The sequence below is a fragment of the Halomonas chromatireducens genome (assembly GCF_001545155.1).
Taxonomy (GTDB): Bacteria; Pseudomonadota; Gammaproteobacteria; order Pseudomonadales; family Halomonadaceae; genus Halomonas; species Halomonas chromatireducens.
This window is the reverse complement of the sequence record NZ_CP014226.1, coordinates 3,316,104-3,334,320: the sequence shown is the minus strand read 5'-3', so window position 1 is coordinate 3,334,320 and position 18,217 is coordinate 3,316,104. Positions and strand designations below refer to the sequence as shown.

At 62.0% G+C, this 18,217-nt stretch carries 21 protein-coding genes; 9 read left to right on the top strand and 12 right to left on the bottom strand.

Going from position 1 to position 18,217, the window contains the following annotated elements; all coding sequences use genetic code 11:
- Positions 1-19: 19 nt before the first annotated feature.
- A complete protein-coding gene (locus LOKO_RS15405; protein ID WP_066451349.1) occupies positions 20-316 on the bottom strand; it encodes a hypothetical protein in 297 nt (98 codons plus the stop codon).
- Positions 317-588: 272 nt separating this feature from the next.
- Between LOKO_RS15405 and LOKO_RS15400 the strand changes: the two genes are divergently transcribed.
- Both LOKO_RS15400 and LOKO_RS15395 read left to right on the top strand, forming a co-directional pair.
- Entirely contained in the window at positions 589-1,197 is a 609-nt protein-coding gene (locus LOKO_RS15400; RefSeq protein WP_066451347.1) for an OmpW/AlkL family protein, read from the top strand.
- Between the two features lie 220 nt (positions 1,198-1,417).
- Complete coding sequence (locus LOKO_RS15395; RefSeq protein WP_066451337.1) at positions 1,418-2,047, top strand: OmpW/AlkL family protein; 630 nt, start codon at positions 1,418-1,420, stop codon at positions 2,045-2,047.
- A gap of 65 nt (positions 2,048-2,112) precedes the next feature.
- On the opposite strand, the gene LOKO_RS15390 is transcribed toward LOKO_RS15395, so the two are convergent.
- Both LOKO_RS15390 and LOKO_RS15385 read right to left on the bottom strand, forming a co-directional pair.
- Entirely contained in the window at positions 2,113-2,613 is a 501-nt protein-coding gene (locus tag LOKO_RS15390) for a gamma-glutamylcyclotransferase family protein (RefSeq protein ID WP_066451335.1), read from the bottom strand.
- Between the two features lie 20 nt (positions 2,614-2,633).
- On the bottom strand, positions 2,634-2,966 hold the full coding sequence (locus LOKO_RS15385; protein ID WP_066452398.1) for a YqcC family protein: 333 nt from the start codon (positions 2,964-2,966) through the stop codon (positions 2,634-2,636).
- 258 nt (positions 2,967-3,224) lie between these two features.
- Between LOKO_RS15385 and LOKO_RS15380 the strand changes: the two genes are divergently transcribed.
- The 4 genes from LOKO_RS15380 (at position 3,225) to LOKO_RS15365 (ending at position 6,176) form a co-directional block, all read left to right on the top strand.
- Complete coding sequence (locus LOKO_RS15380; protein ID WP_066451332.1) at positions 3,225-4,247, top strand: DUF3549 family protein; 1,023 nt, start codon at positions 3,225-3,227, stop codon at positions 4,245-4,247.
- 24 nt (positions 4,248-4,271) lie between these two features.
- Entirely contained in the window at positions 4,272-4,709 is a 438-nt protein-coding gene (locus LOKO_RS15375; RefSeq protein ID WP_066451326.1) for an ATP-dependent zinc protease family protein, read from the top strand.
- Positions 4,710-4,741: 32 nt separating this feature from the next.
- Entirely contained in the window at positions 4,742-5,650 is a 909-nt protein-coding gene (gene rimK, locus LOKO_RS15370; protein ID WP_066451324.1) for a 30S ribosomal protein S6--L-glutamate ligase, read from the top strand.
- An 82-nt stretch (positions 5,651-5,732) separates the two neighbouring features.
- A complete protein-coding gene (locus LOKO_RS15365) occupies positions 5,733-6,176 on the top strand; it encodes a hypothetical protein (RefSeq protein WP_066451320.1) in 444 nt (147 codons plus the stop codon).
- A gap of 16 nt (positions 6,177-6,192) precedes the next feature.
- On the opposite strand, the gene LOKO_RS15360 is transcribed toward LOKO_RS15365, so the two are convergent.
- The 7 genes from LOKO_RS15360 to LOKO_RS15330 all read right to left on the bottom strand — a co-directional run bounded on the left by LOKO_RS15360 (position 6,193) and on the right by LOKO_RS15330 (position 13,051).
- Complete coding sequence (locus LOKO_RS15360) at positions 6,193-6,933, bottom strand: SanA/YdcF family protein (protein ID WP_066451317.1); 741 nt, start codon at positions 6,931-6,933, stop codon at positions 6,193-6,195.
- A gap of 84 nt (positions 6,934-7,017) precedes the next feature.
- Positions 7,018-7,590 (bottom strand): putative Fe-S cluster assembly protein SufT, encoded by a 573-nt coding sequence (gene sufT, locus LOKO_RS15355; RefSeq protein ID WP_066451314.1) that lies wholly within the window; start codon positions 7,588-7,590, stop codon positions 7,018-7,020.
- 2 nt (positions 7,591-7,592) lie between these two features.
- Positions 7,593-8,852 carry an aminotransferase class V-fold PLP-dependent enzyme gene (locus LOKO_RS15350; RefSeq protein WP_066451312.1) on the bottom strand — a complete coding sequence of 420 codons (1,260 nt, stop codon included), beginning with the start codon at positions 8,850-8,852 and terminating at the stop codon, positions 7,593-7,595.
- Between the two features lie 15 nt (positions 8,853-8,867).
- Positions 8,868-10,226: a Fe-S cluster assembly protein SufD gene (gene sufD / locus LOKO_RS15345; RefSeq protein WP_066451310.1), complete on the bottom strand. Its 1,359-nt coding sequence runs from the start codon at positions 10,224-10,226 to the stop codon at positions 8,868-8,870.
- On the bottom strand, positions 10,223-10,975 hold the full coding sequence (gene sufC / locus LOKO_RS15340; RefSeq protein ID WP_066452397.1) for a Fe-S cluster assembly ATPase SufC: 753 nt from the start codon (positions 10,973-10,975) through the stop codon (positions 10,223-10,225). The genes sufD and sufC overlap by 4 nt, the downstream gene beginning before the upstream one ends.
- 97 nt (positions 10,976-11,072) lie before the next feature.
- On the bottom strand, positions 11,073-12,515 hold the full coding sequence (gene sufB / locus LOKO_RS15335) for a Fe-S cluster assembly protein SufB (protein WP_043512194.1): 1,443 nt from the start codon (positions 12,513-12,515) through the stop codon (positions 11,073-11,075).
- 71 nt (positions 12,516-12,586) lie between these two features.
- Complete coding sequence (locus LOKO_RS15330) at positions 12,587-13,051, bottom strand: SUF system Fe-S cluster assembly regulator (protein ID WP_066451309.1); 465 nt, start codon at positions 13,049-13,051, stop codon at positions 12,587-12,589.
- 323 nt (positions 13,052-13,374) lie between these two features.
- Between LOKO_RS15330 and LOKO_RS15325 the strand changes: the two genes are divergently transcribed.
- The 3 genes from LOKO_RS15325 to LOKO_RS15315 all read left to right on the top strand — a co-directional run bounded on the left by LOKO_RS15325 (position 13,375) and on the right by LOKO_RS15315 (position 16,226).
- The gene (locus LOKO_RS15325; RefSeq protein ID WP_083517617.1) at positions 13,375-14,415 is read left to right on the top strand and encodes a TAXI family TRAP transporter solute-binding subunit; all 1,041 of its coding nucleotides are present in this window, start codon (positions 13,375-13,377) and stop codon (positions 14,413-14,415) included.
- Between the two features lie 401 nt (positions 14,416-14,816).
- Positions 14,817-15,290: an Lrp/AsnC family transcriptional regulator gene (locus LOKO_RS15320; protein WP_083517746.1), complete on the top strand. Its 474-nt coding sequence runs from the start codon at positions 14,817-14,819 to the stop codon at positions 15,288-15,290.
- Positions 15,291-15,317: 27 nt separating this feature from the next.
- Positions 15,318-16,226, top strand: a complete 909-nt coding sequence (locus LOKO_RS15315) for a complex I NDUFA9 subunit family protein (protein ID WP_066451304.1) — start codon at positions 15,318-15,320, stop codon at positions 16,224-16,226.
- A 15-nt stretch (positions 16,227-16,241) separates the two neighbouring features.
- Here LOKO_RS15315 and LOKO_RS15310 read toward each other — a convergent pair whose 3' ends face one another.
- Complete coding sequence (locus LOKO_RS15310; RefSeq protein WP_066451298.1) at positions 16,242-16,922, bottom strand: phosphate signaling complex PhoU family protein; 681 nt, start codon at positions 16,920-16,922, stop codon at positions 16,242-16,244.
- Between the two features lie 26 nt (positions 16,923-16,948).
- On the bottom strand, positions 16,949-18,157 hold the full coding sequence (locus LOKO_RS15305) for a Na/Pi symporter (protein ID WP_235588884.1): 1,209 nt from the start codon (positions 18,155-18,157) through the stop codon (positions 16,949-16,951).
- Positions 18,158-18,217 lie beyond the last annotated feature (60 nt).

Genomic DNA, 18,217 nt, shown 5'->3' with positions numbered 1-18,217 from the left:
CTTTTTCATTCCAACCACATCATGCCAACCACAGGGCACGCACCAACACGATCATCGTGAAAACACCCAAGGCCACCAGGCTCCAGGGCGGCGTAGTGGCACGCCTCTGCCAGTGGCGCCTCAGCTCCAGCCCCATGGGCTGCATGAAGGCAGCGCCGAGCGCCCAGACTCCCAGGCCAATGACCGGGAGACGCAGGGGCATGGGCAGGCCGCTGATCAGTTCAGGATGCAGCAACAGCCAGAGAGCAAGAACTGCGGCAAGCAGCATGGCTCCCATCGCCAACCAGACAGGCCGCTCTTTCGCCAAACTCTTCATCACCCTCTCCTTCCGATCGACTATAGACAAGGCTTAGCCCCTCACGCTCCTTCACGCCAATATTGCGCCACAGCAATACTTATACACACTATTGCCTTGAGCGTTCCATCCCAGAAGGAAAAGAGGCGCTTAATTTAGGAAAATGTCACTATGCATCCGGCCTATCGCGCTAATAACAAAATTAAACAAGACTTTTAGAAACAGTGTTTCTATACTTAACACAGTTCAATAGCCGGCCTCTTCCGGCCAGCGTCGACCAGGAGAACGCACTGATGAAAACGACTCGCTTGATTCCCGTGGCCGTGATTGCCGCCAGTTGCGCCTTCGTCAGCCAGGCGGCCCTGGCGTACAGCGCCGGCGACACCTTCGTCCGCGGTGGCTTTGCCAAGTCCGATACCCGCTCCGACAGTGGCAACATCGGTGATGCCGACTTGGGCATCAGCAGCGGAGAAACCGGCTTCACCTTTGGCGCAGGCTACCTGTTCCACGACCAGATCGGCATCGAGCTCAATAGCTCCGAGAAGATCGAGCACAGCCTCAGCGCCGACGGAGCCGATGCCGGGACCATCGATCGCATGCCGGTCAACCTGCTGGTGAACTACTATCCGCTGGGCGGGCTTGATTCCCGCGTGCAGCCCTATGCCGGTGCCGGCCTCAACTACACTCGTTTCTCCGGCGAGCCCGAGGGGATCAACGCTCGCCGCTCCTACGGCGCTGTGGGCCAAGTAGGTGTGGACCTGGCGGTCACCGACAACGTCATGCTCAACGGCTTCGCCAACTATGCCGACGTCGACTCCCGCCTCTCCAGCGAAGGCGAGCGTATCGGCACGGCCAAGGTGGACCCGGTGACCATCGGCGGCGGCGTCACCTTCCGCTTCTAACGCTGAGCAAACCGATAGCAATACAACGCCGGGCCATGTGCCCGGCGTTTTGCATCATGCGCGCGTATCAAGGCCGTGCATATAAGGAGTATTTTAAATACCCTTTAGTTGTCGGGGTCAACTATTGTCATGGGTCAATAATCCACTCCCAACCACTGAGTAGACTGGCTTCGTTCATGGCAGCCAGAGGCTGCCTCTTTGCAACGACAGGAGTCAACCCATGCGCAAGCACGCACTTCCCACCCTGCTGACCGCCGGCCTGGCCGCCACTGCCTTCTTTGCCAGCAGCCAGGCGCTCGCCTACAGCGAAGGCGATTTCATCACCCGCGTGGGCGTTGCCCATGTCGACCCCAAGAGCAACAACGGCAGCCTGGCGAATGGCACCATCGATGTGGATGTGCGTAGCGACACCAACCTCGGTTTCACCCTGGGCTACCTGTTTCACGATAATTTTGGCGTGGAACTGCTTGCGGCCCTGCCCTTCAAGCATGATATCCACCTCGATGGTGCCGATATTGCCTCCACCAAGCATCTCCCGCCGACCCTGACCGTACAGTACTACCCGCTGGGCGGTACCGGTTCGCAGGTCCAGCCCTACGCCGGCGTTGGCCTCAATTACACCAACTTCTTCAGCGAAGAGATCGAGGGCGATGCCGCTCTTGACCTGAGCAGCTCCTGGGGGCTGGCCGGCCAGCTTGGGCTCGACGTGCGTCTCGACGATAGCTGGGCTCTAAACGCCGCCGCCTGGTATATCGATATCGATACCGACGCCAGCCTCGATGGCACTGACATCGGCAAGGTAAGTATCGACCCTTGGGTGTTCATGGCCGGCATCAGCTATCGCTTCTGAGTCAGGCATGACAAATGCGTGAGGCCCGCCTGAGAGGCGAGCCTCACGCCGTTCTGCCCAGCCGTTTAACGCGGGCTGTGACGCGACAGCCCCAGAAGGTGAAGCGTAGCATCGTCAAGGCCGGAAACGACCTCCACGCGGGACAGCTGCCGGTAGTACTTGACGCTGAGAAAGGCCTCGCCAGCGAGCAGATGCGCCAGGTACTCACGGGCCGGCTTGAGTGAAGGAGAGGTGGTGCCGGGCGCAGCGATATAGACCCACGACGGAATGGCGCCCTCCTCGGTGACGACTGGTAGCCGATGGCGCTCATACTCATGTGGATAACCTTCGTAGGGATCCATCAGCTCGATCTGCTCGGGCTCTGTGAGTTCGAACAGCGCTCCCTCGACCCGCCCACCGATCGAAGGGACAACATTGGCATGGGCGATGCCGGCCACCCGCGATGCCTTGTCGAAGCGCAGGTCGTACTGATGAAGCACACCGGGCAACGACCGTCGAGTAGCCCCGATGCGCGCTGCGACCCGGGCCATATTCATATTGCTGCCATAGGCAAAATAGTAAGGCATTAGCGTCTCGCTATCCTGCGTCAGTTGTCCGTCACCAGTTGATCGATCTCTTCCACCGCCTTGCAGAGCAGCAGCCGGTCGGGAGCTCGGGTCCCCTGCTGAGTCAGGTAGGCCTCCACCGCCGGGGCCACGTCACATTTCGCCGGCATCGGGCCACCCGCCTCCACCAGGGCATCCAGCCGCGCAATAAAGACAAAACGCAGCCACTGGGGCAACGCCATGGTGTCGATGCAGAACGGCTGCTGACTGTCGAAGGCCTCGGCCTCGGGTCGCTCCAGCCGCCACATGTTGGTGGCCTTCATGGTGGCCTCCAGCCGGCGCAGAGCAACATCCAGCTCCTCATGAACGGTCATGTCGGTTACCTCGCTTGCGTTAGGTTCCATTATCTCGCTCCTGTTCCGGCCTGGCCACCCCGTCTGCGCCGCACTATGCACAGATATCCTGCAAGAGCCTGTGGATAAACTATGGAAAGCTGCTCTCGCCCCTGATGGCCAGGGAGCAGGGCACATGTGGTCAATTTTTGATCAACCTCTCTCCTGCCTGCCCGCTGCCAATGGCTGACAAGCCCCCGGGGGGCAAGGTAGAGTGCATGCTTCAAGAAGGGAGCCGACATGCAGCCGATCCATACGCTTCACGACTTTTTCGTGCGCACCGGCGCCGAAGTGCGAGCCTATCATCTTGGGCGACGGGTCGAGTCCTGTAGCCTGGAGACCCTGGCAGAATTCGAAGCCGGCGAACTCCCGTGGCCCTACCCATGGCAGAGCCAAGCCAGGATAAGTCTGGTGTTTCGCCTGGGCGACGTAAGCGACCCTTTGATCTGGTTCCTCGCCTTGCCACTGGACGAGCAGGGGCAACTTGTCCCGGCCTCTCGTGACGCTTTCCTTCAGCGGTTGCTTGAGACCCTGGGACGTAGCGTGCAGCAGGTAGGCCGCAGCGAGCCAGATGAGTCGATCGAGAACCTGATGAAGGATAATCCGCTGGCCTTCACACCTTCGCTGCACTTCCAGGCCATGCTGCATGCCAGAGCCAGCCATGATATGGGCAAGCCCGCGAGCCCTCACCTGGAGCCTGTCGAAGCGTATCTCAGCGGTCAACAGGTTCTGGACTGGCGAGCCTTGGGCCTGCAGGGGCTCGCCGACTTTGCAATACGCCTGGATGAAGAGGCGAGTCAGGAGCTCGCCGGGCAACTATCCGCGCTGCCCCACGAGGTGTTCACATCGCTATGCTACTGTCTGGAACATGTCGATATTCCCGACACCTTGGCATTGGCAATACAAGATCGGGGGGAGAGCGCCGCTGCCGATGGCGAGATCGAAGCATTCTGTGCCTGTGTTCGCGCGATAAGCGGTGCCGCCATGGCCGGGGAGTGGTTCGATACCCTGCTGGAGGACTCCAACGCCTGTGGCCCGGACCTGCTCGCTGCCATGGTCGGCCGCGGCTGGCGACATCTGGAGCATGCCGAGCGCCTGCCACGCTTTCTGACCCGATTGGCAGAGACTCCCCAGGCCGATTTTGCCGCCGTGGCTCGGGATCTCGCAGTAATACCACGCCTGCGGCTGCCAGTGCTGATGGCATTGCGCGAAGCCGCGCCCGACTCGGCGATCGGCCGGCGACTGGCGGGACTTGGCCACTGAGCATGGAAACCAGGACGTGAAACGATGAAGGAACTCCCTTATACCCCCAAGGCCGTGATCGGTCGGCGTGAGATGGTAACGCTACCGGAGATGGGCATGACGGTTTGCGCCAAGATCGACACCGGCGCTCGCACGTCAGCCCTGCATGCCGAGGATATCGAGATCGACGAGGAAGAGGGTCATCTGTGGGTCAGCTTTACCACTCGCAGCGGGGGCCAGGAGACGCCGCCCCATCACTTTCGCACACACCTGCATGACCGCCGCCGCGTGACCAGTTCCAATGGTCACAAGGAGTGGCGCTATGTGATACGCACCCCCCTGCAACTCGGCAAGCTCGAGATGATGGTGGAATTGACCCTGACCGATCGCCGTAATATGCGCCACCCAATGCTGCTGGGCCGCCGCGCCCTACGCCGCCTGCTGGTAGCGCCCGGTGTCACTTTTCTGCACGGCGAACCTTGACCCTACCCGCCAACTCGACTTCGGAGTCTTCGATGCATATCGCAATATTGTCACGCAATCGTAATCTCTACTCCACACGTCGCCTGGTGGAGGCTGCCGAACAACGTGGCCACAGCATCCGGGTCGTCGATACCCTGCGCTGCTACATGAGCATCGCTGCACACCACCCCTCGATCCACCTCAAGGGGCAGGAACTCGAACATTTCGATGCCGTGATTCCACGCATCGGTGCGTCGGTGACCTTCTACGGCTGCGCCGTGCTGCGCCAATTCGAGATGATGGGCACCTATGTAGTCAACGACTCGGTTGGCATCACCCGCTCCCGGGACAAGCTCCGCTCGCTCCAACTGCTCTCGCGCAAGGGCCTGGGGCTGCCGATCACCGGCTTTGCTCACTCGCCCGATGACATCCCCGACCTGATCACCATGGTCAAGGGCGCCCCGCTGGTGATCAAGTTGCTCGAAGGAACCCAGGGCATCGGCGTGGTGCTCGCCGAAACGAATCAGGCCGCCGAATCGGTGATCCAGGCCTTCATGGGGATGAAGGCCAACATCATGGTGCAGGAGTATATCAAGGAGGCGAAAGGCGCCGACATTCGCTGCTTCGTGATCGGCGACAAGGTGGTGGCCTCCATGAAGCGTCAGGCTGCCGAGGGTGAGTTTCGTTCCAACCTCCATCGCGGGGGTAGCGCCAGCGTGATTCGGATCACCCCCGAGGAGCGCTCCACGGCCATCCGTGCCGCCAAGGCAATGGGGTTGAGAGTTGCCGGTGTCGATCTGTTGCGTGCCAACCATGGGCCTGTGATCATGGAGGTCAATTCCTCGCCCGGATTGCAGGGCATTGAAACCGCAACCGGCAAGGACATCGCAGGCCTGATCATCGAGCATCTGGAAAAGCATGCCAGCACGCCCCGCAAGACCCCGGCCAAGCCAAAGGGTTGAATAGACAATTAATTAACCGGTGGGGGTGGCAAAAGGACGGCGAGACCCCCACAATCTGCGTCACCGGAGGAGGTGACCGCTCATGTTTCTCGACAATCGCCAAGTGGCGATGGACAGCGTTCTGGAAGCGCTGGCCGACAGCATCGATTATTTTCAGGACAACCTGGAGCGCCTGCGCCCGTCGCTGCGCGAAACCCTGAAGCCGCATTACGAGGCCAGGGTCAAGGCAATGCGCCAACTCCAGGAGCTTGCACGGCATCATCTGAAGATGTTGCCTCGAGATGCGGATGTCGAGCGCGACGACTACATGTGGCTATGGAGCCGGCTGAAAAGCTTCGTCGGTAACGAGAGTCAGGTCGTGATCGGCGAACTGCTGGAACAGGAGCGCGTGCTGATGCAGGCGCTTTCCACCCTCTTCACCCACCCCCTTCCCGATCCCCTCGAACCCATCGTCGAAGAGTGTTGGCAGCAGTGCCGCGCCCTGATCCGCGAGCTCTACCGACTCCAGAAGCAGCGCCAACGCTAACGGCAAGTCGCCTGCGCTACTCCCCCGGCTCGTCACCGTCAGACCCGACCCCGTTGAGTGTCCCGTCAATCATGATGGCATTCCATATCTGCGGTGCGATCTCCAATGGCTCGACGGGACCCAGAAAATAGGGTTCCCGGCCCCAAAGATAGAGATCCCCCACGGTCGACGCCCTGGCCAGCCACTCCCTGACCTGCAGCCGCCACAATCCGGCCACCGGTCGTTCCGGGGCTGCACAGCCAACCGCTTCAACGCCCAGCGCATCGGCAATGAACAGCGCCCGGGGAAGATGCCAGGACTGGGTTACCAGCAGGGCCTGTTCGACGCCGAAAACATCCCGCGCCCGAGCCAGGGTGTCGAAGGTGCTGAAGCCCGCATAGTCGAGCGTCATGTCCTCATGACGCACGTGCTGCCCACGTAGATCGCGCCACATGGTAACGGGCTCATTGTAGTAGCGGGTCCGGTTGTCACCGGATAACAGAAGATGCTCTACCCTGCCCAGCCGTATCAGGCGGGAAGCGGCATTGATGCGCGCATCGAAGTGGGGATTGCGCACGCCGCTACGGGTCCAGTGCGACGTGCCGAAGACGATGCCGACCTGCTCGGGCCCGCAGAGTGGCAGGGAGTGCTGTATACGGGCCTGGGTCTGAGCCAGCACCCAGGCGTTGGCTCCCAGGAACAGCAGCGACGCCAGGAGCAACGCAGCCCCCAGCGCCATCAGCAGTATCTTGAAGACCTTCCACAACAGCGCAACCATCGATATCCCCGGGACGAAAATGGGGAAGCAGAAGTATCGAACAAATTAAGCGCATGAGTACCGCAACTTTGAGTCGCGCGGTGGCTAGAACATGCCCAGCTCGAGCTTCGCCTCGTCACTCATCATCTCACGGCTCCAGGGTGGATCGAAGACGATTTCGGTATGTACTTTGCTGATCTGCGGTGCGCCGAGGATCTTGTTGCGTGCATCGGCAGCGATGACGTCACCCATGCCGCAGCCCGGTGCGGTGAGGGTCATCCGAATGGTGACGAGCCTCTCGCCGGTGATCAAGCGCTCGATGCGACAGCCGTAGACCAGCCCCAGATCGACAATATTGACCGGGATCTCCGGGTCGAAGCAGGTGCGCAATTGATCCCAGACGAACTGTTCGATCTCTTCTTCCGTGGCATCCTCATGCAGTGTGGGTCGCGGCAGTGCCTCCAGCCCCAGCGCATCGAGGTTGGCCCCTTCGATCAGGTAGAGGCGGCCCTCATAGCCGACGCTGACGGAGCTGCCCTTGGCCTGCATTACGCTGACGACGCTGTCCTCGGGCAGGGTGATGGTCTTGCCGAAGGGAATGGAAATCGCCGCCACGTCACGCTGCAAGGGCAGCGTCTGCCCCCGCTCCAACCTTGCAATCTGTTCGATATCGCTCATGCTCAGCGCACCATCCCGATGACCCGCTCCAGGGCAGCCACGAAGGCGTCGACCTCTTCCAGGGTGTTGTACACCGCAAAGGAGGCCCGGCAGGTGGCATCGACACCGAAGCGTGCCAGCAGCGGCTGGGCACAGTGGTTACCGGTGCGGATTGCCACGCCCAATTGATCGATCAGCAGCGCAATATCCTGGGAGTGGGCACCATCGACGACGAAGGAGAGCACGCCGGCCTTGTCGGGGGCGGTGCCGAGCAGGCGCAGCCCATCGATACGCGAAACCCCCGCCGTGGCGCGTGCCAGCAGCTCTGCCTCCCAGGCACCGATACGGGCTAGCCCCACGTCGCTGACCCAGTCGAGGGCCACGCCAAGCGCGATGACTTCGGCAATGGCCGGGGTACCCGCCTCGAACTTGTGGGGAATCTCGGCGAAGGTAGTCGGCACATCGAAGGAGACGCTCTTGATCATCTCGCCGCCGCCCTGCCAGGGTGGCATCGCCTCAAGTAGCTCAGCCTTGCCGTAGAGTACGCCTGCACCGGTGGGGCCGTAGACCTTGTGGCCCGAAAAGGCGTAGAAGTCGGCATCGATCTCGCGCACGTCCACCGTCTGATGCGGCGTCGCCTGGGCACCGTCGATGAGAATCCTGGCGCCATGTTCATGGGCGATGGTTGCCATTTCACGCACCGGGTTGATGGTGCCGAAGGCATTGGAAACGTGGTTGACCGCCACCAGCCGGGTACGCTCGGAAAATAGCGCCCGGTAGGCGTCGATATCAAGCACGCCACGCTCGTCCACCGGGATAACCTTGACAACGATCCCTAGCTGGCTGGCCAGAAGCTGCCAGGGCACGATGTTGGAGTGATGCTCGAGCAGCGACACCAGCACCTCGTCACCCGGCTTGAAGTTGGCCCGGCCCCAGCTGTTGGCCACCAGGTTGATCGCTTCGGTGGTTCCGCGGGTGAAGATGATCTCGCGCCGATCGGCCGCATTGAGAAAGGCCCGCACCGTTTCGCGGGTGCCCTCGTAGGCCGCCGTGGCCTCGTCGGCCAGGGTATGCAGCCCGCGGTGGATATTGGCGTTGTAGCGGCTGTAGTAGTCGCGGAAGGTATCGATGACGCACAAGGGCGTCTGGCTGGTGGCGGCGTTGTCGAAGTAGATCAGCGGCTTGCCATGCACCTGTCGCTCGAGAATCGGAAATTGCGCACGGATCCCGGCCACATCCAGGGACGGGGTCTCGAGCACGCGATCGGTGGCCAGGTGGTTCATGATTGACTCCTCGACTCAGTCGTCATGCAGCGATATGGCGGCTTCCACCAGACCGGAAAGGTTGAAGCGCTCCGGCAGCTTGCCGGCTACCGCCAGTTCGACTCGCTCGGCAACGGCCGCCAACTCCACCAGATCCATCACTTCGCCGGCGAAGGCGAGGGTCAGCAAGCCCCGGGCCGTCTGCTCGTCAATGCCACGGGTACGCAGAGCAAACACGGCCTCTTCGTCGAGCTGGCCGGTGGTGGAACCGTGTGAACACTTGACGTCGTCGGCGTAGATCTCGAGCTCGGGCTTGGTATCGATCTCGGCCCGATCGGAGAGCAGCAGATTGGCGTTGCTCTGGAAACCCTCGATCTTCTGGCTGTCGCGCTTGACCACCACCTTGCCGTTGAACACACCGCGGGCACGATCGTCCAGAATCCCCTTGTAGTTCTCGTTGGAGAAGGTGCGCGGGGCATTGTGGTTGGCCAGGGTGTGATTGTCGATGTGCTGGCGACCCTGACCGTAGAACAGCCCGTAGAAGTTGGCCTCGGCCCCTTCGCCGTTGAGTTCGCTGATCAGGTCGTTGCGCACCAGCCCACCGCCCAGGTTCAGGTTGAACGAGGTGTAGCGGCTGTCGCGGTTCTGTTCGACGTGGATGCTGGCCACGTGGAGATCGGAAAGCGGCGCCTCCTGAAGCTTGTAGTGAGTCAGGATCGCCCCGCGGTCGAGCATCAGCTCGGCCACCAGATTGGTGAAGTTGGCCGCCTCGCTCTCACCGACGTGATGCTCGATTACCGTGGCCTGGCTTCGGGCTCCGGCCTCGACCAAGACCCGCGGATGGCTCATTACCGGCTGCGCATTGGCGCGGGACAGAAACTGCAGAAGGATCGGCTTTTCCACCACGCTGCCCGGGGCCAGGCGCACCACGGCGCCCTCCTCCATGAAGGCGGTATTGAGGGCCGAGAAAGGCGAGAACTCCACCCCGGTCAAGCGCCCCAGGGGACCGCCCACGGCTTCGTGATTCTCGGCCAGCGCCCGGGACAGCGGCAGCACAGCGACCCCGGCCGGCAGCTCGCCAAGATCGGAGAGTGCCGCGGAGAATACGCCATCGACGAAGGTGAGCCGGTGCGCCGAGATGGGCAGCGTCAGCGCTGCCGCCGAGGCAGGCGAGAAATCGGCACTGTCGGTCAGGGCAAAGTCGCCCCGGGCGATGGCACGCACATCGGTATACTTCCACGCCTCGACACGACGATGGGGAAAGCCCATCGCCTCGAAGCGCGCGGCACCCGCCTGGCGCCGAGCGGCGATCCAGGTCGGCTCCGGCCCATGTACCTGGCGCCGGGCTTCGGTGCGCTCGGCCAGGCGATCGAGAAAGGTCTGAACATCGCTCATGCAGCGGACTCCTCCACCACCCAGTCATAGCCACGCGACTCGAGCTCATGGGCCAGTTCCTTGCCGCCGCTCTTGGCGATGCGGCCATCGACCAGCACATGGACATGATCGGGAATGATGTAGTCGAGCAGGCGCTGGTAGTGGGTCACCAGCAGGATACCGCGGTCGGCGGCGCGAAGACTGTTGACCCCATCGGCGACGATCCGCATGGCATCGATATCGAGGCCGGAGTCGATCTCGTCGAGCATGGCCAGCTTGGGCTGCAAGACCAGCATCTGCAGGATCTCGTTACGCTTCTTCTCCCCGCCGGAGAAGCCCTCGTTGACGGCACGCTGCAGGAAGCTGGCGTCCATCTTCATCTCGGCGATCTTCTCCTTGATCAGCTTCATGAACTCCGGTGCCGGCATGTCGCCCAGCCCGTTTGCCGCCCGCTGGGCATTGAGCGCCGCCTTGAGCAGATAGATGTTCTTGACGCCGGGGATCTCCACCGGGTACTGGAAGCCGAGCAGCATGCCGGCCAGGGCCCGCTCCTCGATCTCCATCTCGAGCACGTCCTGGCCTTCGAAGGTGATGGTACCACTGGTCACCTCATAGCCATCCTTGCCGGCTATCACTGCCGACAGGGTCGACTTGCCGGCCCCGTTGGGGCCCATGATGGCGTGAACCTCACCGGCATTGACGGTCAGGCTGAGGCCCTTGAGGATTTCCTTCCCTTCCACCGTGACGTGCAGATCCTTGACTTCGAGCATCTTGATACCTTTTCGATTCTGGCGAGCCGCCGCGGCGACCCGATAAAAGTGTCTTTCCATCGCCCTTGAAGCGCATCATGAGCGAGCGCAATAGCGCCTAGCCCACGGCGCCTTCGAGGGTCACGTTCAGCAGCGCCTCGGCCTCCACCGCGAATTCCATCGGCAGCTCCTGGAAGACGTCCTTGCAGAAGCCGTTGACGATCATGCTCACCGCATCCTCCTCGGAGATGCCCCGGCTCTGGCAGTAGAACAGCTGGTCCTCGCCGATCTTCGAGGTGGTCGCCTCGTGCTCGACGGTCGCGCTGCTGTTGCCGATCTCCTGGTAGGGGAAGGTGTGCGCCCCGCACTGGTCGCCGATCAGCAGCGAGTCGCACTGGGTGAAGTTGCGCGCACCCTTGGCCCTGGGGCCGATCTTGACCAGCCCACGGTAGGACTGGTTGCTGCGGCCGGCGGAGATGCCCTTGGAGACGATGTAGGAGCGGGTCCCCTCGCCGATATGGATCATCTTGGTGCCGGTGTCGGCCTGCTGCCGGCCATTGGTCACTGCCACCGAGTAGAACTCGCCGATGCTGTCCTTTCCACGCAGCACGCAGGAGGGATACTTCCAGGTGATGGCGGAGCCGGTCTCGACCTGGGTCCAGCTGATGCGCGAACGGTCGCCGCGGCAGTCGCCGCGCTTGGTCACGAAGTTGTAGATGCCACCCTTGCCGTCCTCGTCGCCCGGGTACCAGTTCTGCACCGTGGAGTACTTGATGTAGGCGTCCTCGAGGGCCACCAGCTCGACCACGGCGGCGTGGAGCTGGTTCTCGTCACGCTGCGGCGCGGTACAGCCTTCCAGGTAGGAGACCTGGGCGCGGCTCTCGCAGATGATCAACGTGCGCTCGAACTGGCCGGTATTGGCGGCATTGATGCGGAAATAGGTGGAGAGCTCCATCGGGCAGGTCACGCCTTCCGGCACGAAGACGAAGGAGCCGTCGGTGAAGACTGCCGAGTTGAGCGCGGCGAAGTAGTTGTCGGCCACCGGCACTACCGTGCCCAGGTACTGCTTGATCAGCTCCGGGTAGTCGCGGATCGCCTCCGAGATGGAGCAGAAGATCACGCCCGCCTCGCCCAGCTTCTCCTTGAAGGTGGTAGTCACCGACACCGAGTCGAATACCGCATCCACCGCCACGCCGGCCAGCGCTGCACGCTCGTGCAGCGGAATGCCCAGCTTCTCGTAGGTCTCCAGCAGCTTGGGGTCGACCTCATCAAGGCTCTGCGGACGGTCTTCCGGGCGCTTCGGCGCACTGAAGTAGGAGATCGCCTGGTAGTCAATGGCCGGATAGTCGAGGTGTGCCCAGGAGGGCGGCGTCATCTTCAGCCATTGATGGTAGGCCTTGAGGCGCCACTCCAGCATCCACTCCGGCTCCCCCTTCTTCTGGGAAATGAAGGCGATGGTGCCTTCATCGAGCCCCGGCGGGATAGTGTCGCTCTCGATATCCGTGACGAAGCCTTCCTTGTATTCGCGACGGACAAGCTGTTCCATTTCCTGACTTGCCATGATGGTTCCCCTCCCGGGCGGTTGGGTCGGCGAGCAGCGAGCCCGCACGGGTAAATGTTGGCTTGCGCGTCTCAGGCCGAGTCGGCGGCCAGACTGATGCTCTGTATGGGCAGCTGTACCGGCAGCTTGATTGGCGAAGAGTCGGCAAGGTGCGCGAGTGTCACGCTGTCGAGCAGGGTGCGTACCGCCAGCGAGACCCGCTGCCAGTTGTCGGACACACCACAGGTGGCGAGCAGTTCGCAGTCGCCATCCACATGGCTGCATTCGGTCATCGCCACCGGCCCCTCGATGGCAGTGATGATGTCGCGGGCAGTGATACGCGACGCCGGCCGCGCCAGGGAATAGCCGCCCTGCGCGCCGCGGCGGGATTCCAGCAGCCCGGCCCGGACCAGCATCTTCAATGTCTTGCTCACGGTCGGATGAGGCAGTTGCACCGCCTCGGCCAGCTCAGCCGCTGCGTGGGGCTGCTCCGGGTGACGGGCGATCTGCGCCATCACCACCGCGGCATAGTCGGTCAGCCGAGAAAGCTTGAGCATGCCTGACTCCTAACGATTCGCCGCCAAGCCCTGTACGAGCTTCGCATTCGATTGAGGACCATTTTAGTCCTGTATGGATTCGATGTGAAGTCCCCTCTGGCCATTTGGCCAGGGCTAGCGCCACGATACCGGCAAGATCGATGCCGATAGCACAAAAAACAACAATCATTCTCATTAAAATGAAACGCCGCAGGCGTGCTGCACCACATCATCGAAAGCAATGCGCGAGCGCATCAAGGGCTATTTCCATTCGCCTGCTAGACTCAAACAAGTACACAACAAAGATACAAAACGTCTAAGCGAGCCCCTCCAGGGAGATCCTCATGAAACCATGTGGAACAGTGACGAAATCGACCGCAGGATTGGCCAGCCTTGGCGGCGGCTTACTGGTAGTCCTGGCCCTGTCACTGCCGGCCCAGGCAGCGGAAGATCAGATCGTCATTGGAACGGCCAGCTCAACCGGCGTCTATCACGTTACGGGCCAGGCTTTTTGTCGCCTGCTTGAAGGCCCGTGTCATGCCCGCCCGTCGGAAGGATCTGTCGCCAATCTGCGCGATATCCGTCGTGGTGAAGTGCCGATCGCACTGGCCCAGTCGGACCAGCAGTACTATGCCGTGGAGGGTCGGGAAGGCTTCGCAGACGCCGGCCCGGATGACACGCTTCGCGCTCTTTTTTCAGTACATAGCGAACCCTTTACCCTGGTGGTACGCCGGGAGTCCGGCATTCAAGGCTTCGACGACCTGGAGCAGCGTGCGGTCAACATTGGCAACCCCGGTTCCGGGCAGCGGGCCACCATGCTGCAGCTGATGTCCGCCAGGGGCTGGACACTGGACAATTTCGCCCTGGTCAATGAGCTGCCCGCCGATCAGCAGTCGCTGGAACTGTGTCATGGCAATATCGATGCCATGGTCTACACCGTGGGGCATCCGGACCTGAGCATTCGCCAGGCCGTGGATCTCTGCAACGCCGCCGTGGTCGGCGTCGAGGGGGATTTCGTCGCGTCCCTGGTGGACGAGGCACCCTACTACAGCCTGGCCGAAATCCCCGCCGGACTCTACTACGACGACCAGCCGGAAGTGCAGACCTTCGGCGTCCGCGCCACCGTCGTGGCCAGCGAAGCCACCGATCCGGATCAGGTCTATACCCTGGTCGCTGCCGTGTTCGACAATTTTGAGCGTTTCACTGACTTTCATCCCGCCTATGCGATTCTCGAGCCCGAACGGATGATCAAGGATGGTCTCTCGGCACCGCTTCATGAAGGCGCCCTGCGCTACTACCGCGAGCGTGGCTGGATCGAGGAAGCGTCCAACGGCGAAGACAAGGACGCAACCGAGGAGGCGGAGACCAACGCTGCGACGGACTAGCAGCCTAGGCGTTGCCCGAAAAGTCGGCGAGCGAAGGCCAGGACCGTTCCCTACGGGCCAACGCACTTCCCACTTCTCTGTGGGTCGCAAGGCAAAATCGGCGTGAAGACGGACAGGGCTCGCGTGCGAGTTTACGGGGTGTAAATGCGTACTTTGAGCCGATTTTTAACGTCTGGCCGAGCGCAGCCAGTTTTCGGACTGAGCCTAGCGCTTATACCTTCTTGACGAACACAGACTTTCACTTCATCGATCCGATGCCATCGACCTCTAGACCACAAAGGAGTAGCCGGCGGTGTGGGCCAACTCCACTGGCGAACATGGGCAATATTACCCAGAATCAAAGGGACTATTAGCCGCCCAAGCCAAGAAATAACGGAATGTTACATTGATGAGGCATGGCCATGCGCACCTTGAAACTCGACCGCATCGACCGCCTGCTGCTGGAAGCCCTGCAGCAGGACGCCCGCCTGACTACCGCGGAGCTGGCGGAGCGTGTCAACCTATCGCCCTCCCCCTGTGCCAGACGTATTCGACGACTCGAGCAGGACAACCTGATCACACGCTACCGCGCCGAACTGGATAAGGAACGACTGGGGCTCGATCTCACCATATTCGTCCAGGTACGCCTCAGCCAACATCAAGACTCACTGGTCGAACAATTCGAAGCTGCGGTCAGCGAGATGCCAGAAATCATTAATTGTCATACCATTTCCGGGGCCTTTGATTATCTGCTTCAGGTGGTCACCGCCGACCTGCGCGGCTACGAACGCTGGGTACGGCGACTACAGAAGCTGCCCATGGTCAGCAGCGTGGACAGCAGCTTCGCCATACGCGCTGTCAAGGAGAACGGTGCGCTGCCCCTGCCAGCGGGCTGAAAGCTGCAATCTCGAAAGGAGGCAATGATGTCGTTCGGCTGTGTCACCGTCTTCGGCGGCACCGGCTTTCTCGGCAGCCACGTGGTCCGTGAGCTGGCGGACGCCGGTCGGACGGTACGCATCGCCGCCCGTCGGCCCGCCCTGCCCGACTGGGCGGAACCCGGCGATCCGCTGGAGCTCGTAAGCGTCGATATTCGCAGCAAGGCCGATATCGCCAAGGCGCTGGAAGGGGCCGATAGCGTGGTAAATGCGGTCAGTCTTTATGTGGAAAGCCGCAGCGCGCGCTTCCAGACCATTCATGTGGAGGCCGCCGGGCAACTGGCGCAGCTTGCCCATGAGGCAGGCATCCAGCGGCTGGTACAGCTTTCGGGCATCGGGGCCGACCCGGCCTCGCGCTCGGCCTATGTCCGTGCGCGAGGCCGTGGCGAAACGGCAGTGGTCACGGCGCTTCCCAAGGCAATCATCCTGCGGCCCAGCGTCATGTTCGGCCCCGATGACGCCTTCCTGTCGACCCTGGCGGGCTTGACGAGGCTGCCGGTCATTCCCCTGTTCGGCCATGGCGAGACGCGCCTGCAGCCGGTTCATGTGGTGGACGTGGCCCGCGCCATCGGCAGGCTGCTGGGCAGCGACCCGCCCGAGCGACGCCTCTTCGAACTCGGCGGCCCCGATATCATTCGCTACCGGGAAGCGGTGGAACTGGTCATGCGCGAACTGTCGCGGGAACGGCCTCTGCTTCCCATCCCCTTCCCGCTGTGGCACCTGCTGGCGCTACTGGCCTCACCCCTGCCCAATCCACCGCTGACCCGCGACCAGGTGGTCTTGATGGCCCAGGACAATGTCGCAAACGACGCCATTGGCAGCTTCGATGACCTGGGCATACTGCCACGCTCGCTACGAGACAGCCTCCCACTATGTTTAGCGGTTGATGCGGTTTGACCCTACCCTGCCCGCTCAGCCGTCGTCGTCGGCATCGGAATAGAAGTCCAGGTCTTCCAGCCGCCCCAGAACGGCCGTGGCGATGTTGGCCAGATGTGCTGCGACACGCTTGTAATGCCGCGCCAGCAGTGAGTAGGCCACCGCCTCGTGAAACGCGATATGGTGCTCGTCGCGAAACAGCTCCTCGATCAGGCGGTCACTGCGCTGACGCACTTCCACCGCCTTGGTGAGCGCCTGGCGGGCCTGCTTTTCGTCGGAATTCCGCGTCGCCTTGATCACCTTGTCGAACATGTCACCCATCTCGAGCGCCATGTTGTCGAGGGGCTCCTGGTACTTGGGCACATGGAAGCCTTCGGTGTAGAAATGCCCCACCTCGAAGACATTCTTGCAGTAGTCGCCAATGCGCTCGGCATCCTTGGCCACGCTCATCAAGGCCAGGCAAATGGCGACATCATGCCCCGGATTGACGGTCAGGTGACGCAACACCTTCCGGCGAATCGAGCGCTCCAGCTCGTTGATCGCCTGGTCACGGTCATAGAGCGGCTGACGCACCTCATCGGCCGACGCCTGACTGTGCAGCACTTCATTGGCGCGGTCGAACATCCAGGCGCCATGCTTGAGCATCTGGGTCAGATCCTCGAAGGCCAGATTGAGCGTGTTTTCCGAGGTCAGGGCGCTGTAAAGCTGTCGAAACATGGTAGAAATCTCCTGAGGCGCCGCGCTCAGCGCAGGCTCGTGAACAGTTCGGTGGCGCCGATTCCCAGCAGCGGTATCACCAGGAATACGCCGATCAGGAAGACGAAGGCGTAACGGGTCTGGCGGGCGGCCAGCCGGCCATACCAGGTGGCAATCCGCAGCGGGATATAGCGCAGCGGGTACCAGACGGCGGTGCCGGTCAGATTGAAGATGACATGAAACAGGGCCACGGTCATCGCGGCAGCCACAGGGTTCGCCGTGGCCGCCAGCACACTGGTGACCGTGGTGCCCAGGTTGGCACCCATCATGAAGGGCAACACGCGGCGCAGGCGAACGACCCCGGCGCCTGCCAGCGGCACCATCAGGCTGCTGGTGATGGTGCTGGACTGGACCAGTACAGTGGAGACCAGGCCGACACCGTAGGCACGAACGTCACTGCGAAAGAAGTAGGTGCGGAACAGGCCATCCATGTGACGTAGCAGGGCACCCCGCAGGTTCTGCACCATGAAGATCAGCGCAGCGAACATCAGCAGCATGCCAAGACCGGCCACCACCAGCCCCTGGGCAGCCGGGGTGGTCGTCAGCAAGGTGGCGACACCGTTCGCACCATCGACCACCGGCGCGGTGATCACCTTGACCGGGCTGTCAGGGCGAGCCACCTCCTCCATGCCGATCAGGTCGGCCAGCCAGCCGGCCAGCCGGGTAAAGATCCCCCTGCCAGCTTCGTGGAAGAACCCGCTGATGAACTCCAGGGGAAAGACGATCGCCACGGTCAGGATATTGAAGAAGTCATGCATTAATGCCGCCGTGAACGAGCGGCGGAAATTGCGCTTGATCCGCACGTTGGCCAACGCCACGATCACCCCGGTGACCGCCGTCCCGATATTGGCCCCCATGATGGCGAACACCGCCGTGCCCAGCGTCATCTCGCCGCTGGCGACCAGCGTCACGATCAGCGCCGAGGTGAAGGATGAGCTCTGCACGATCATGGTGACCAGAACGCCGGCCAGCAGAGCGATGAAGGGGTTCTCGCCGTAGGCGAAGAGTTGGGTCAGGAAGTCGCTGGCCCGGCCAAAGGTACCCAGCCCCGAGCCGAGTACGTTGAGTGCCGCCAGGAAAAAGTAGAGGCAGAGACCGGCATAGATGCCGCGCAGCCAGGCCGGTACCTCACGGATATCCTCGCGGGTGAGAGCCGCTCGGTTCGTGTCGGGCGAAGAGGAATCTGGTTTCGACATGAAAAGGCCGTTGAGAGGTTACACGTTCAGGATGACGGGTGTGTGACACCCACGTTACTG

Excerpts from the sequence above, each read along its gene's own strand:
- LOKO_RS15365 (WP_066451320.1), top strand. The coding sequence starts at position 5,733 with ATGTTTCTCGACAATCGCCAAGTGGCGATGGACAGCGTTCTGGAAGCG.
- sufD (WP_066451310.1), bottom strand. The coding sequence starts at position 10,226 with ATGAGCGATGTTCAGACCTTTCTCGATCGCCTGGCCGAGCGCACCGAA.
- LOKO_RS15385 (WP_066452398.1), bottom strand. The coding sequence starts at position 2,966 with ATGACCGTTCATGAGGAGCTGGATGTTGCTCTGCGCCGGCTGGAGGCC.
- sufB (WP_043512194.1), bottom strand. The coding sequence starts at position 12,515 with ATGGCAAGTCAGGAAATGGAACAGCTTGTCCGTCGCGAATACAAGGAA.
- LOKO_RS15310 (WP_066451298.1), bottom strand. The coding sequence starts at position 16,922 with ATGTTTCGACAGCTTTACAGCGCCCTGACCTCGGAAAACACGCTCAAT.
- LOKO_RS15405 (WP_066451349.1), bottom strand. The coding sequence starts at position 316 with ATGAAGAGTTTGGCGAAAGAGCGGCCTGTCTGGTTGGCGATGGGAGCC.
- LOKO_RS15375 (WP_066451326.1), top strand. The coding sequence starts at position 4,272 with ATGAAGGAACTCCCTTATACCCCCAAGGCCGTGATCGGTCGGCGTGAG.
- sufC (WP_066452397.1), bottom strand. The coding sequence starts at position 10,975 with ATGCTCGAAGTCAAGGATCTGCACGTCACGGTGGAAGGGAAGGAAATC.
- LOKO_RS15390 (WP_066451335.1), bottom strand. The coding sequence starts at position 2,613 with ATGCCTTACTATTTTGCCTATGGCAGCAATATGAATATGGCCCGGGTC.
- LOKO_RS15395 (WP_066451337.1), top strand. The coding sequence starts at position 1,418 with ATGCGCAAGCACGCACTTCCCACCCTGCTGACCGCCGGCCTGGCCGCC.
- sufT (WP_066451314.1), bottom strand. The coding sequence starts at position 7,590 with ATGAGCGATATCGAACAGATTGCAAGGTTGGAGCGGGGGCAGACGCTG.
- LOKO_RS15305 (WP_235588884.1), bottom strand. The coding sequence starts at position 18,157 with ATGTCGAAACCAGATTCCTCTTCGCCCGACACGAACCGAGCGGCTCTC.
- LOKO_RS15320 (WP_083517746.1), top strand. The coding sequence starts at position 14,817 with ATGCGCACCTTGAAACTCGACCGCATCGACCGCCTGCTGCTGGAAGCC.
- LOKO_RS15360 (WP_066451317.1), bottom strand. The coding sequence starts at position 6,933 with ATGGTTGCGCTGTTGTGGAAGGTCTTCAAGATACTGCTGATGGCGCTG.
- LOKO_RS15325 (WP_083517617.1), top strand. The coding sequence starts at position 13,375 with ATGAAACCATGTGGAACAGTGACGAAATCGACCGCAGGATTGGCCAGC.
- LOKO_RS15350 (WP_066451312.1), bottom strand. The coding sequence starts at position 8,852 with ATGAACCACCTGGCCACCGATCGCGTGCTCGAGACCCCGTCCCTGGAT.
- LOKO_RS15330 (WP_066451309.1), bottom strand. The coding sequence starts at position 13,051 with ATGCTCAAGCTTTCTCGGCTGACCGACTATGCCGCGGTGGTGATGGCG.
- LOKO_RS15380 (WP_066451332.1), top strand. The coding sequence starts at position 3,225 with ATGCAGCCGATCCATACGCTTCACGACTTTTTCGTGCGCACCGGCGCC.
- LOKO_RS15315 (WP_066451304.1), top strand. The coding sequence starts at position 15,318 with ATGTCGTTCGGCTGTGTCACCGTCTTCGGCGGCACCGGCTTTCTCGGC.
- rimK (WP_066451324.1), top strand. The coding sequence starts at position 4,742 with ATGCATATCGCAATATTGTCACGCAATCGTAATCTCTACTCCACACGT.
- LOKO_RS15400 (WP_066451347.1), top strand. The coding sequence starts at position 589 with ATGAAAACGACTCGCTTGATTCCCGTGGCCGTGATTGCCGCCAGTTGC.